This is a genomic window from Vibrio sp. YIC-376, from assembly GCF_052353105.1.
Classification (GTDB): Bacteria; Pseudomonadota; Gammaproteobacteria; order Enterobacterales; family Vibrionaceae; genus Vibrio.
Genome location: NZ_JBBWFK010000014.1, coordinates 74,220 through 86,630 on the forward strand (window position 1 = coordinate 74,220; position 12,411 = coordinate 86,630).

Annotated in this window: 12 protein-coding genes; 7 read left to right on the forward strand and 5 right to left on the reverse strand. The window is 44.2% G+C overall.

Going from position 1 to position 12,411, the window contains the following annotated elements:
* Positions 1-191 precede the first annotated feature (191 nt).
* Complete coding sequence (locus WJM94_RS20550) at positions 192-2,063, forward strand: methyl-accepting chemotaxis protein (protein WP_444496041.1); 1,872 nt, start codon at positions 192-194, stop codon at positions 2,061-2,063.
* 42 nt (positions 2,064-2,105) lie between these two features.
* Here the strand turns inward: WJM94_RS20550 and WJM94_RS20555 are convergent, their stop codons facing one another.
* From WJM94_RS20555 to WJM94_RS20565, 3 genes are all read right to left on the reverse strand, one after another.
* Complete coding sequence (locus tag WJM94_RS20555; protein ID WP_444496042.1) at positions 2,106-2,453, reverse strand: hypothetical protein; 348 nt, start codon at positions 2,451-2,453, stop codon at positions 2,106-2,108.
* Positions 2,454-2,686: 233 nt separating this feature from the next.
* Entirely contained in the window at positions 2,687-3,844 is a 1,158-nt protein-coding gene (locus tag WJM94_RS20560; RefSeq protein WP_444496043.1) for an amino acid permease, read from the reverse strand.
* A gap of 698 nt (positions 3,845-4,542) precedes the next feature.
* Positions 4,543-4,851: a hypothetical protein gene (locus tag WJM94_RS20565; RefSeq protein ID WP_444496044.1), complete on the reverse strand. Its 309-nt coding sequence runs from the start codon at positions 4,849-4,851 to the stop codon at positions 4,543-4,545.
* A 139-nt stretch (positions 4,852-4,990) separates the two neighbouring features.
* Here WJM94_RS20565 and WJM94_RS20570 point away from each other — a divergent pair, with 139 nt between their 5' ends.
* Together WJM94_RS20570 and WJM94_RS20575 are read left to right on the forward strand one after the other, a co-directional pair.
* Positions 4,991-5,320: a helix-turn-helix transcriptional regulator gene (locus tag WJM94_RS20570; RefSeq protein WP_444496045.1), complete on the forward strand. Its 330-nt coding sequence runs from the start codon at positions 4,991-4,993 to the stop codon at positions 5,318-5,320.
* 66 nt (positions 5,321-5,386) lie between these two features.
* On the forward strand, positions 5,387-6,106 hold the full coding sequence (locus WJM94_RS20575; protein ID WP_444496046.1) for a hypothetical protein: 720 nt from the start codon (positions 5,387-5,389) through the stop codon (positions 6,104-6,106).
* A 31-nt stretch (positions 6,107-6,137) separates the two neighbouring features.
* On the opposite strand, the gene WJM94_RS20580 is transcribed toward WJM94_RS20575, so the two are convergent.
* The gene (locus WJM94_RS20580) at positions 6,138-7,895 is read right to left on the reverse strand and encodes an SgrR family transcriptional regulator (protein WP_444496047.1); all 1,758 of its coding nucleotides are present in this window, start codon (positions 7,893-7,895) and stop codon (positions 6,138-6,140) included.
* A 238-nt stretch (positions 7,896-8,133) separates the two neighbouring features.
* Between WJM94_RS20580 and WJM94_RS20585 the strand changes: the two genes are divergently transcribed.
* The 4 genes from WJM94_RS20585 to WJM94_RS20600 all read left to right on the forward strand — a co-directional run bounded on the left by WJM94_RS20585 (position 8,134) and on the right by WJM94_RS20600 (position 10,797).
* Positions 8,134-8,256, forward strand: coding sequence for a hypothetical protein (locus tag WJM94_RS20585; RefSeq protein WP_444496048.1), 123 nt, complete (start codon positions 8,134-8,136; stop codon positions 8,254-8,256).
* Positions 8,257-8,416: 160 nt separating this feature from the next.
* Complete coding sequence (locus WJM94_RS20590; protein WP_444496049.1) at positions 8,417-8,758, forward strand: ArsR/SmtB family transcription factor; 342 nt, start codon at positions 8,417-8,419, stop codon at positions 8,756-8,758.
* A gap of 87 nt (positions 8,759-8,845) precedes the next feature.
* Complete coding sequence (gene arsB / locus WJM94_RS20595) at positions 8,846-9,901, forward strand: ACR3 family arsenite efflux transporter (protein ID WP_444496050.1); 1,056 nt, start codon at positions 8,846-8,848, stop codon at positions 9,899-9,901.
* Between the two features lie 104 nt (positions 9,902-10,005).
* Positions 10,006-10,797: a PhzF family phenazine biosynthesis protein gene (locus WJM94_RS20600; RefSeq protein ID WP_444496051.1), complete on the forward strand. Its 792-nt coding sequence runs from the start codon at positions 10,006-10,008 to the stop codon at positions 10,795-10,797.
* 129 nt (positions 10,798-10,926) lie between these two features.
* Here the strand turns inward: WJM94_RS20600 and WJM94_RS20605 are convergent, their stop codons facing one another.
* On the reverse strand, positions 10,927-12,363 hold the full coding sequence (locus tag WJM94_RS20605) for an IS1182 family transposase (RefSeq protein ID WP_444493534.1): 1,437 nt from the start codon (positions 12,361-12,363) through the stop codon (positions 10,927-10,929).
* Positions 12,364-12,411: the final 48 nt, after the last annotated feature.

Genomic DNA, 12,411 nt, shown 5'->3' on the forward strand with positions numbered 1-12,411 from the left:
GTTCCAATAATAACCTTGGCTTAATACTGACTTATTTTCCTCACAAAAGATCATCTTTGGCTTCAAGTTTTTAATAAGGTTGCCGATATAAAAACAATCAAGCACTAACGCTTTCTCTTTCTGCAAAATTTACCCGAACAATAAGAGGTGAAAGCAGAGTTAGGCCAATCGGGAGACTCAGAGGAGAGCTCATGAAATTCAGACATAAGGTTGTCACCGCTTCTTCAATTATGCTGCTAATTACCGTGTCACTATTGTCTATTGAACAGGTGTTGACGATCCGTTCTCAGACTCAAGAGCATATTGATACGAGCGTAAAAGAAATTTTGACCAGTGTAAGCAACACCGTTCAATCAGAGATGAGTGCTAAGAAGGAACTCGCTCGTTCTATTACCGAGGTCATTGAACTCGCTCCTAGTGCGCATGATTATGTTAAGAATATTGTCGAGAAACCAACACTAAAATCCAATTTCTTAGCAATTGGTTTAGGATACGAAAGCAACGGTTCTGTAGTTGAAAATGACGATGGATGGGAGCCAGACGCAACTTACGACCCTCGTAAACGTCCTTGGTTCACGGCTGCAAAGAACAAAGGCGATCTAATAGTTACCGCTCCGTATGTCGATATCTCAACGAAAAACGTGATCATCTCTGTTGGTACACCAGTCAAAGAAAATGGCCAGTTTATGGCTGCTATGTTTTATGACCTGGAGCTGACTACCCTTTCTGAGTTAGTAAACAAAGTAAATTTATTTGACGCCGGATACCTGTTTCTTGTTTCTGAAGATGGCACAACCATTGCTCACCCTGATAGCAAATACCATGGTGAGAAGCTAAGCAGCTACCTGCCACAAGTGAACCTTACGAGCGCCACTCAGCAAATCGAGTTAGATAACAAACCTTTCATGGTGAGCCTGACCCATATTACGGGTGAAGACTGGTATCTGGGCGCAGTGATTGATGAAACCATCGCATATGCAGATGTGAACAATTTACGTAACACTGCAATCATGTATTCGGTCATTGCTATTATTGCCTCGATTATCGCTCTGACTTTGCTGATCCGTACATTAATGCGTCCACTCGATGCACTTAACAACGCGATTAAAGATGTTGCTTCAGGTAAAGGTGATCTCACACAACGTCTGGAAACCAATACCGATCCTGAGTTTTCTGAACTGGCGAAAAACTTTAATACCTTTATAGAGAACTTGCAGCATCAGATGATTGAGTCTAAAAGCATTTCTGACCAAATCCTAAATGGTACGCAAATTACAGCTCAAGGCGCAGAAGATTCTGCAAGTGCGATTCAAACTCAACTTCAGGAACTAGAACAGTTAGCGACGGCGATGCACGAAATGTCTGTCACGGCTAACGAAGTAGCGAACAATGCACAAGGTGCTGCAAGTGCAGCAAAAGAAGCAGATCAAGCGACGATTGAAGGATCATCCATTGTTAGTGAGTCCACACAAACCATCAATCAACTCTCTGATCGTATTGATCTTGCGGTAGAGGAAGTTCATGTTCTTGAATCGGCAACTGCGAACATCGAAACCATCCTTAAAGTCATTAACGACATCGCAGACCAAACTAACCTACTCGCACTTAACGCTGCGATTGAAGCCGCTCGTGCTGGTGAGTCAGGCCGTGGTTTCGCCGTTGTTGCTGACGAAGTGCGTACGCTGGCTCAACGTACCCAAGAGTCAACAACAGAGATTCGCAACATGATTGAACAGCTTCAGTCAGGTGCATCATCTGTAGCCAATGCGATGCACCAAAGCAAAGGTAGCGCTGTGGACGCAGTAGAGAAGGCTGAACTTGCCAACAATGCGCTACAGAGAATCCGTGATGCCATTCAACGTATTTCAGACATGAACTTGCAGATTGCATCCGCAGCAGAAGAACAAAGCCTGGTCGCAGAGGAAATCAACAATAATACCGTCAACATCAAAGACCTCTCGACTCAGGTCGCTGACTCAGCGAATCGAACCAACGAAGCGATGCAAATACAGCAAGAGGACGTTCGTAAGCAAGATGAGATCCTCAACCGATTTACGGTATAAATTGGTCAAAAATCAAAAACAGCGAGCAATGCTCGCTGTTTTTTATAATTTTAAGTCAACATGGACATAGCGGTCGTTCGAACGACGGTAATAGTGGTCATCAACCTTTAAGTAGGTCAAGTTACCGATTTGAATAAAGACGCTATTACTTGGAACTCGATCTCGGTGGTAATATCTGTATCTCGGTGGTCTTGATTCAACGACAATCACTTCCCGATGTTTGTGCTTGTATTTACGCTTATGGTGATGATGATCGTCATCATAATCGTAATAATGGTGATGATCATCTCTATGACCATGCTTGTGTTTCGGATCAGCCATCGCGTCGGCACTAAACATACCTAATGAAAGCATAACGCCAGCTATGGCAAAAGATAATTGTTTTGACACAACAGTTCCCCTTATCGAATTAGCTATTCATATAATAGGAAGCATCTGTCGAATTCATGTCAGTCCTACGCTAAGGTTTTTCACCAAATCGTCAAACTTTTCACCATATATCAGATTTACGTCAGAGCGATAATACTCCTTCGTTCTTACATTCTGGTCTTAAAACCAATAATAAAGCCGCGTAGTCACGCGGCTTTTCTCTTTATCTATTTGATGTAACTGTCTTTTAAAAACTATACCGCTTGAGCAACCAGCAAAAAGCAACCAAACAGGAACATCATACTCATTCCCATCGCACCGCCACCAGCTTCATAGATATTATTGTCTTCTACTGGTACTCGACGAACTTTCATCGTCATCGATAACGGAACAAATACCGCAAGGAATACCAGAATAATACCGGCGTAGCTAAGAATCGCTAAGAAGTGCTCTGGAGCAAAGATTGCGCCCAATAACGGCAAGATAAATGTGGTCACAAATACCACAGGCTTACTTGTTTGAAGCAAATCTGCGTTTTGGTCGTACAGCGCCATCGCCACGCCTAAGAATGAGGTTAACAAAGCAAGGCCCGTAAACATCGACAGAATAAACTCCAGACCTGAGTAATGCTGACCCAGAACCGAGATCAACTCAGTTACGTTTGAGTACTGTACAAGCTCATGTGGCGGTAAGTTACCTACCACTGCAAGTAACCACAATAGGTAGCAGACGAGAGGAATCGTCGAGCCAACAATAATCATGTTGCGCAGCTGAGTTTTACTCGCTTCTTTGTTGTAGCTGACCAAAGACGGAATCACCACCATAAAGCCAAAGCTCGTGAATAGAACAGAGCTAGTTTTAATCAGCGCCACTTTGTCTTCACTAACTACTTCATCCAAGCCTTCGAACGTTACGCTTGGCATAAGAGCAAATAGAGTGAGGATAAGCGCAACAATCATACCAACGAACAAGGCACGGTTAAGCTTATCAATAACACCGGTACCAGCAGAAACGATGATGCCAACCACAAGTGTAAAACCAACCTGGCTTGAGATAGTGGAAACAGGAAACCCTATAGACGAAGTGACTTTTTGCACAAGATCACCAGCACCGATAATGTAAGCCATAAGCAGACAGACAAGCAGTGCGTAAAGTAGGCCGTTAGTCACCAACTGACCACCTTTGCCCAGTGTATCTCGGGCAATCGCGTTCATACTAACGCCACCACCAACTTTACAACTTGCTTCAAGAAGAAGCAGTGCCGCATAAGTCGTTCCAGCCCAGATGAAAAGCATAAGAAGAGTGCCCCATAGGAGGCCAAATTGAGCTAGCACCATAGGTATAGCAAGCATACCGGCGCCAAGAGCAGTACCTGCAACGATCAGGGAACTGCCGACAAGTTTTAGATTCACGGTTAATACCTCTAAATTCAATCCGTTTTTATTTCGCCAGTCGTACTACGTAAATAGAACAAACAACAAAACGTCCCCTGCTAGCCAAAATTTGGGCGCAAAAAAAACACCAAAAGGCCATAACACGTAACGAACATTAAGAGAATTAACTCTAATGATCATGGGTATGCAGGAGATCATTTCCAGGCGATATTTTGATTGATGGGATGCCAAATTTTTGGGTTCGAAGCAAAAATCATCCATCGTATTCATCAATCTCCCATTCTTAACGGAATGGGATTGGTTCGGCGGGATTGTAAGGCATAACTAGGATGATTGAAAAGTAAAAGGTCAGATTTCTAGCCAGATATTTTAACAAGGTGACTTAACTACCATAAATGTGTTGCTGTGTTGACCTGCAGACATGACGAACGTCTAGCCACTTACTTTGCTTAATATTTAAACAGCGTACATTTTATTTTACAGTTCGAGAGCGCGCGTTAAATTCCAATGGCGTAGCCTAGATCGGACAATATCGCTATTATTCGCTGCGTTCCGACAAGTTTCGGTTCATATACCTCTAAACACTGATTTACGGTTCGAAAATTTGGTAAGTCAGTGTCGAAATGCTGGGTGTGGTTCCCCAGCATTTATATCTTTTCTTCCGTAACATTTGGCTTTAAATCCAGAACGTTTTCTCTCTTTGATATACTCACTCATCATTTCCTGTCTAACGCTTCAATCGTGTACGTCAGCGCAGAAACTCCTTCATCTGCAATCACTTTTTCAATCACACTCATTGTTTCATAAAGTGTCTGTAACTCTTCTTCGCCAATCGATTCACGATGCAGATAAAGTTCCTTGTAGTTCATCAACCGAAATTGAGATTCTCGCGTTAGAGCTATAGTGTTCTCACTCGATACCTGTGGCTTATCCGCGATTTCACTGCGTAATTTGTCTAAAATGCATTGCATTTTGCGAATAAACGCTTCACTCGTGGTTGAATAACACGACTGATAATTTTCCATTTTTTATAACCAACTGAAATATGTGTAATTTTTAGGTCGCCATTCTTATACCTATTTTTAACATCGGTAAAGAGTGACTGGTTAAACTGGTCCACTTCTTGCGTTATTTAGGTCAAAACAGTCCACTAAAGGAGGAGCTATGCATGTCGACCCTATTATCGAAGCGCTTATCAAAAGGCGAAAAGAGCAAGGTCTTTCCCGCGAACAAATTGCCCAAATGGCAGGTATGAGCGTAAAAACCTACCAAAGAATCGAACGAGGTGAATCTGACCTGAAACTTTCACAATACCGCTCTATTTTAAGATCACTACAGTTAACTGATCTTGATATCGCTCTGGATATCAGAGGGGTAGAGCACGTTTCCGAAAACGATCTTGCTTCCATTGCCCGGGTGCTGTCTCCCGAAGCTCAATCCCTTTTAGTTCGTCTTTTATCTCTCATACTTGAACAGCATAAGAGCACATCCTAAGCCTGATGCTCTGTTATACTTAGGCATGAGTACATCTGCTCTCCAAATATGTAACGGAGGCGTTTTATGAAAAGCGGTTCAATCATCAGATGGGTTGTAATAACCTTGATATTTTCTCTCATTGGTATGGTTTCAGTGTCGGCTAAACCGAACAACGAGCCCTATGTACGCCCAGTTACTCAACCAGGTAACAAACATCAGACTCGGCCGATTAAGCACCCTACTAAACCAGTAAAGCCTCCGTATCAGCATAGACCACCGAGTTACTATCGTCCTCCAAATGTAAGCAGACCGCCGAGCTATCATCGTCCACCAAATGTAAGCAGACCGCCTAGTTATTACCGTCCGCCGGTTGTGATTAGACCACCGCATCATCACACAACCTATATTAACGTTCGTAGAGGCTATCGTTATCCACCCTATCGTGGTCATTACTATTACTATCACAGAGACTTAGTAGACATCGCCACATTCGCTATATTTGCCGGGATTACGTACGCGATAGTTCACGACGCCTACTATCAGAAAAATGGCGACCGCTATGTGTATGTGCAAAGCCCGCCAGCCGGCAACTACACGGTGATAGACAGTAATGATGTGGTGCTCTCGTCAGGCTCGAATGCTGCCTCAAACAGCCCTTACAAGAAAGGAGAAATAGTCGATACTCTCCCAAGCACTAAGAAAACCGTCATAGTTAATGGGCAGACGTATTTCCAATATCAGAACACCTGGTTTCTACCTTTAAGGGATCAGAGAAAATATGTGGTTGTCGAGTCACCTTTATAGAAATTGTAGACCTTGATTCGTACAACAAACGTTAATCAGCACACCACACAGAGCGTATTTCGGGCCATCCCCAGTTGGTTAGTGCCACATCTTCCAGTACGCCCTGAAAACGCAAAGTTTGTGTGTGGTGAAACATTGGTGCTATCCAGTATTCGCTGATTAACGTCGTGGCTATGGGTTCGAGCGCGGTTAAATAATCGTTAAGAGGCGTATGTGCTCGCAGTGCTTCGAGTTGTTCATCCAACCAGACTGCGTTTTCTTCGCCTAATGTATGGTGTAATACTGCATTACTAAAAAAATTGCTGAATGCGGACGCATGCCGATTATCATCCAGATTGGTATTGGTCACCACGAGCATCTCGTCAAGAGTGCCATTTCGGGCTCGTTCACTCAGTTCTCGGTAGGAATACATCACAACCTCTACTTTGCAACCTTTACCTTCTAAGCGGGATGAAATCGCACGAGCACATCGACGCAAAGCCGTATAGTTATAACCTGCGATGGTAATGTGCTTCGGCAACTTGCTCTCAACCCCAAATGGTCTCAAAACTGGTTTCCAGGCTGGCAATAAGTTGAAGGCTGGGATACTGCCGAACACAATATTTTCACTTTTCAACACTTCGACTAAGTATTTAGGCTGAATCAAATCACTGATGTACCGGCGCTGCTCCTGAGACAACTTGTGCTTAGCATTATGGTTAAATAGAGCAAACAGACATCCATCTTCGATGCGACTCCTTTTGCTCGATGGTAGCGCTTCGGTGTCGACTGCAGACATTGAATGACTGCATACCCCATCAATCGCTGTCCGATTCGTTAGCAATGTGTTCGCAGATAATGAAGGGTTTTCCATCTTCTCATCATCAACAATCCAGATGGTAACTTGGTCGGTTAATACTCTGCAAGCATAGTACCCATCGAAAGCCTGCAACTTAATTCGATTATCACTGTGTTCAATGACAGAAAAAGGTCCGCTCCCAACGACAAGAAGATTGTTTGCCGCATTCACCTGACTTACTGGCTGGATGCCATACTTCACTCCCGAAACAAGACCGGCAAAACCCAAGTCAGGCTTATTTAATGTAAACACAATCTTAAGCGGACTCGGCGCGGTAACCATTTCGACATGGGCGAGGTCTTTGTCGTAGTAATCCAAAAGTCTAAGTTTATTGAAAAGACTGACTACCATTTCAGCATCAATAGGGCCGCCATTGTGAAAGGTGAGGCCAGGACGCAGATAAAACGTCCACTCAAAATTGTCTTCATCATATCGCCAATGATGAGCCAGTTCCGGTTGGATTTGTCCGTTGTAATCACTAGATACGAGGCAGCAATATATTTGGCGCAACAGAAAGCGTTCACTACTTCGCTGAAGTTGATGAGGCACCACACGCTCAAACAAACGCTTGTAGGTCAGCTGAATATTGAGCCTTCCTTCTTGAAGCGATGCACCGGACGTCGTTTTTAGTAAGCGACCAAAAGCCGCTTCATCTTCATCCAGAATGGAGAGTGCTTTTTCGTATTTCCCTAACTTGATTCGCTCGACTGCCAGGCTCTCTTTCAACGCGCCGAGTTCGATATTTACTATTAAAGAAGAACGGTGATTCCGGCCAGCTTTAGGACTCCAACTCAACCACTCTAGTTCTTGCATTTGCGCTAACAGACTGCGCGCATGACGTGGCGAAACAAACAACAAATCCGCGATTTCATGTAGTGTAGTTTTTGTTTCTGTACCAACCCCAAGTGACATCAAACGTTGATAGTAGCGAAACAAGTTTAGATCTGACACCGACCATTCCTTAGATATAGAAGATTTTATCGTTAGGATATTTTACTAAACCTAGCAAAAACAAAATAAGAAAACCTCAATCAATCTAGTTCCTCTTTTTCCATAAGATCCGCCCAAATTTGCAGGGTTTCCTATTCATTTAAACATAACCAGGAACGGACTTAAGAAATTCACTCTCTTTTTCCAATCCCCTTTTCTTCGCATACTGCAGTTGTCAGCCCAATTAGGAGAAACAAATATGATGTCAAACATGGATAAGACAACGATGGCTTCCTTTTTCCAACAGCGCGTCGTACAGTCACATAGCAAATTAGAAGTCATGGCATTGATTCACCTCAATGAGATGTTTCACTGGACTTAACCCTTCTCTTCAAAGCAGAACTTAGCTCCTGATACCACACCCCCTAACGTCGTATCTTTAAGTTCTGCTTTTCCTCATTTTGGTAAGATACCTCTTGCATACCTATCTTGTACCTCGTAGACTCAATCGTAATTCGACGATTAACTATAAAGACCAAACGATGAGCGATAAATGCAGTAGTATTTGCCAGGTTTCTTTCGAGACTACTCCGCAACAACTTAACAATGAAAAAACGTTAGCAGCACAAGCAAAAGCCTTGTCACATCCTGCTCGTTTACGCATTCTGCATATCCTTCATACACTAGACACTATGGGTGGGTGCTTGAATAGTGATTTAGTGTCTGAACTTGGCCTTGCTCAATCCACGGTATCAGAGCACTTACGTATTCTTAAGCAAGCAGGGTTCATCACTGCCGAGCCAAATCCCCCAAAGGTTTGTTACCGAATCCAAAGCGAGACTCTTGAGAACTTCAAGACCAGTTTTTCCACACTTTTTAGTTAGCCTATTATCCTTTCACTTTATAAGGCGCATGCAGATGAACGTTATATTTAAACATCGTCTTTCGACGATAAACGAGTAATAGATACGATGACGACTGAAGTATTAAATAATGCCAGTAACAGAATGAGCTTCCTGGACCGTTACTTAACGGTTTGGATTTTTGTTGCCATGGCTGTTGGCGTGGGTATTGGAGCGGCATTCCCACAAGTTGCAGAATGGAATCAGGCAATGTCTGTTGGCAGTACTAACGTACCGCTGGCTGTAGGTTTGATCCTGATGATGTACCCGCCACTGGCCAAGGTGAACTATGGTCTGCTAGGAACGGTGACAAGAGATAAAAAAGCGATCACGCTTTCTCTGGTAATGAACTGGATCGTTGGCCCGATACTGATGTTCATCCTTGCGCTGACCTTCCTAGGCGATCATCCGGGATATATGGTTGGTATCATTCTCATTGGCCTCGCTCGTTGCATTGCGATGGTTCTGGTATGGAATGACATCGGTGGTGGTAATAAAGAATATGGCGCAGCTTTGGTCGCATTAAATAGTGCTTTCCAAATTCTGACCTACAGTGTTATGGCTTGGTTATTTATCACCGTGCTACCGCCATTCTTTGGCTACGAAGGATTTGTGGTTGATATCTCGATGAGTGACATTGCTCAAAGCGTGTTGATTTACCTTGGCATTCCTTTCCTAGCTGGTTTTATTAGCCGCAAGTGGCTAGTCGCAACTAAGGGAGAGCAATGGTACAACGACGTGTTCATTCCACGTATTTCTCCAATCACCTTAATCGCTCTGCTCGCGACTATCGTGCTGATGTTCAGCCTCAAGGGTGAAATGATTTTAGAGCTGCCCATGGATGTCTTCCGGGTGGCCGTTCCACTGGCTATTTACTTTGTATTGATGTTTTTTGCCAGCTTCTTTATTGGCAACAAGATGGGACTCCCATACGACAAAAACGCCTCAATCGCTTTTACAGCAACCGGTAATAACTTCGAACTTGCTATCGCGGTTTCCATCGCCGTGTTTGGTTTGAGTTCTGACCAAGCTTTCGCTGGCGTGATTGGTCCACTGATTGAGGTGCCAGTATTAATTGCTTTGGTTAACGTCGCACTGAGAATGAAAGAGAAATACAACAGCTAAAAAGCCATAGTTAACGATCAGAGATGAAAACGCCTTCCCCAACCGGAAGGCGTTTGAGTATAGTGTTTACGCTACTCCGGTTTTGCTCAGAAAAGGAAAAAGAAATGGAATTAGATATTTACGTGGTTGACGCATTCACAAACTCACAGTTCAAAGGTAACTCCGCCGCAGTCGTTCCCCTGACTGAATGGCTTGAACCTGAGCTGATGCAAAACATCGCCGCAGAGAATAATCTTTCTGAGACCGCGTTTATTAAACAAGTCGGTAAAAATCAGTATGAAATTCGTTGGTTCTCGCCACTGACTGAAATCGACTTTTGTGGTCACGCGACGCTCGCTTCATCATTAGTGTTATTTGACCAATTGAATGTTGAAGGCAGTATCGAATTCTACACTCTGAAAGTAGGAAAACTAACCGTAGTGAAAAATTCGCACGGTAAGATCGAAATGACCTTCCCAGCCAGAGCTCCCCTCCCCGTTAAAGAGATCCCAACGGCACTAATTGAGGGCCTCAGCAGTAATGTCGAACGTGTATTGCTAAGCTCTCAAGCTTACTTTGTCGTTTTAGATAACCAGCAAGACGTGCTAGACATTGAATACCAATCTGCCCAGCTTAAGAAACTCGCTCCGTACGATGTTGTCGTTACCGCAAAAGGCTCTGACTATGATTTTGTCTCACGTTACTTTTGGCCCGCCAATGGTGGTGACGAAGATCCTGTAACAGGCTCTATTCACGCCGGGCTCGCGCCGTTTTGGGCAAAAGAGCTTGGTAAAAGCTCACTTGTCGCCTACCAAGCTTCTGCACGTGGTGGCGTTTTACACTGTGATGTGAGTGAAGACCACGTTAAAGTTTCCGGTGATGGTGTGCTGTATATGAAAGGGAAAATTTTCGTTTAATAAACCACTCAGTAGACGATCCAAAACCAAGCCCAACCGCAAGTTGGGCTCAGATTGATGACGAACCCCACTTTTAAGGTGGGGTTCTGTTTTTTTTGCGGCCGCAGGCCGCGATCGCGATATTTTTTGTTAGATAAACTCTAGAGCGTTAGTGTTCTTAAATTGGCGTATATAAGTGAGGATTTGCGCTATTTCACCTCGATTTAGGCCGAGTTTACGCAGAGTGCTCACCACCAACGCTATCTTCTTGATGTTTTGAGCAGCCGCCGCCAACCAGCACTGCATCTGCACCTTGGCTAACCCTCGAAAGCGAGCGTATCGATGACCGTGATGTTGTTTTGCATCGGCGAAGCTTCTTTCTACCGTTTCACTTCTCCGCCTGTAGGTTTTCTTTCCATAAGCAGAGAGCCGCATCTGGTTGGCTCTATCCATGGCCTCCGTATAGATATGCCTCGTGATGACCTTCTTCATGTTTTTACTTTGAGTACAGTCATCACGCATTGGGCAGAACGCACATTCTTTAGGGTCTGAGTGATACTCTCGGTAAGCGCCGCGTGACGTCGTCTTGTAGATAAGGTCCTGTCCGTTGGGGCAACGATAGCTGTCTTTTTCTTTGTTATAGATAAAGTGTTTCTTCTTGAAGGCATTCTTTGTGCGTGATGGTCGGCGATAGCCGAACACGCCAAGTATCCCTCGGCGCTCAAGGGATTCAGCAACAGGGGCCGTGAAGTAACCGGCATCAAGACCAACGGCGATAGGATTGAGGTTAAACTGTTCAAGCGTGTGGTCGAGACGGCAGATATAAGGCTGGGAGTCATTGACATTCCCCGCGGTCGCATGGGTATCAACGATGATGCCATGCTGACCATCAACCGTGCGATGGTCGAGATAGAAGAACCCTTGCGGCTTATTGTCTCGGGTCATGAAGCCACTTTCTGGGTCAGTCGTACTGCTCTTCGTGTTATTAGCTTTCTGCTCAGAAGTTCGTTCTTTAAGTGGCTTCTTTCCCTCTTTTGCTCGGTCTAGTGCAACGTCTTCATCCAGCATATCTAAATATGCACTCGCTCGGACTGCCGTTTGTTTATTGGTGTGCTTGTTTTTGTTCGCGTTCGCTTTGAGGTGAGTGCTGTCAGTAAAGAGCTCTTGTCCAGCGACTAAGCCTTTAGCCATCGCTTGTTGAACGATGTTAATAAAGATACGTTCGAAGACATCCGTACCATTGAAGCGACGGATACGGTTTTGACTGAGTGTCGAGGCATGGATGACCTTTTCAGTGAGGGACATGCGGAGGAACCAACGATATGCGACATTCACTTCGATTTCTTTGACAAGCTGACGCTCGCTTTTTACGCCGAAGATGTACCCCAGTAGGATAATTTTGAATAGGCGGACAGGGTCTACAGGTGGTCGGCCATTGTCTTTGCAATAGAGGTGGGCGACTTCATCACGAATGAATTCAAAATCGATAGCAGAGTCAATTTTACGCACAAGGTGGTCTTTGGGAACAAGTTGTTCCATCGTCACCATTTCAAGTTCGTATTGTTGTGGAGAAGGTTCTTGAAGCATGTCGAGGTATCCAGATTTCGATACTCCTATTAGATCAAAGGACTAGCC

Excerpts from the sequence above, each read along its gene's own strand:
- WJM94_RS20550 (WP_444496041.1), top strand. The coding sequence starts at position 192 with ATGAAATTCAGACATAAGGTTGTCACCGCTTCTTCAATTATGCTGCTA.
- WJM94_RS20565 (WP_444496044.1), bottom strand. The coding sequence starts at position 4,851 with ATGGAAAATTATCAGTCGTGTTATTCAACCACGAGTGAAGCGTTTATT.
- WJM94_RS20570 (WP_444496045.1), top strand. The coding sequence starts at position 4,991 with ATGCATGTCGACCCTATTATCGAAGCGCTTATCAAAAGGCGAAAAGAG.
- WJM94_RS20575 (WP_444496046.1), top strand. The coding sequence starts at position 5,387 with ATGAAAAGCGGTTCAATCATCAGATGGGTTGTAATAACCTTGATATTT.
- WJM94_RS20585 (WP_444496048.1), top strand. The coding sequence starts at position 8,134 with ATGATGTCAAACATGGATAAGACAACGATGGCTTCCTTTTTCCAACAG.
- WJM94_RS20590 (WP_444496049.1), top strand. The coding sequence starts at position 8,417 with ATGAGCGATAAATGCAGTAGTATTTGCCAGGTTTCTTTCGAGACTACT.
- arsB (WP_444496050.1), top strand. The coding sequence starts at position 8,846 with ATGACGACTGAAGTATTAAATAATGCCAGTAACAGAATGAGCTTCCTG.
- WJM94_RS20600 (WP_444496051.1), top strand. The coding sequence starts at position 10,006 with ATGGAATTAGATATTTACGTGGTTGACGCATTCACAAACTCACAGTTC.
- WJM94_RS20605 (WP_444493534.1), bottom strand. The coding sequence starts at position 12,363 with ATGCTTCAAGAACCTTCTCCACAACAATACGAACTTGAAATGGTGACG.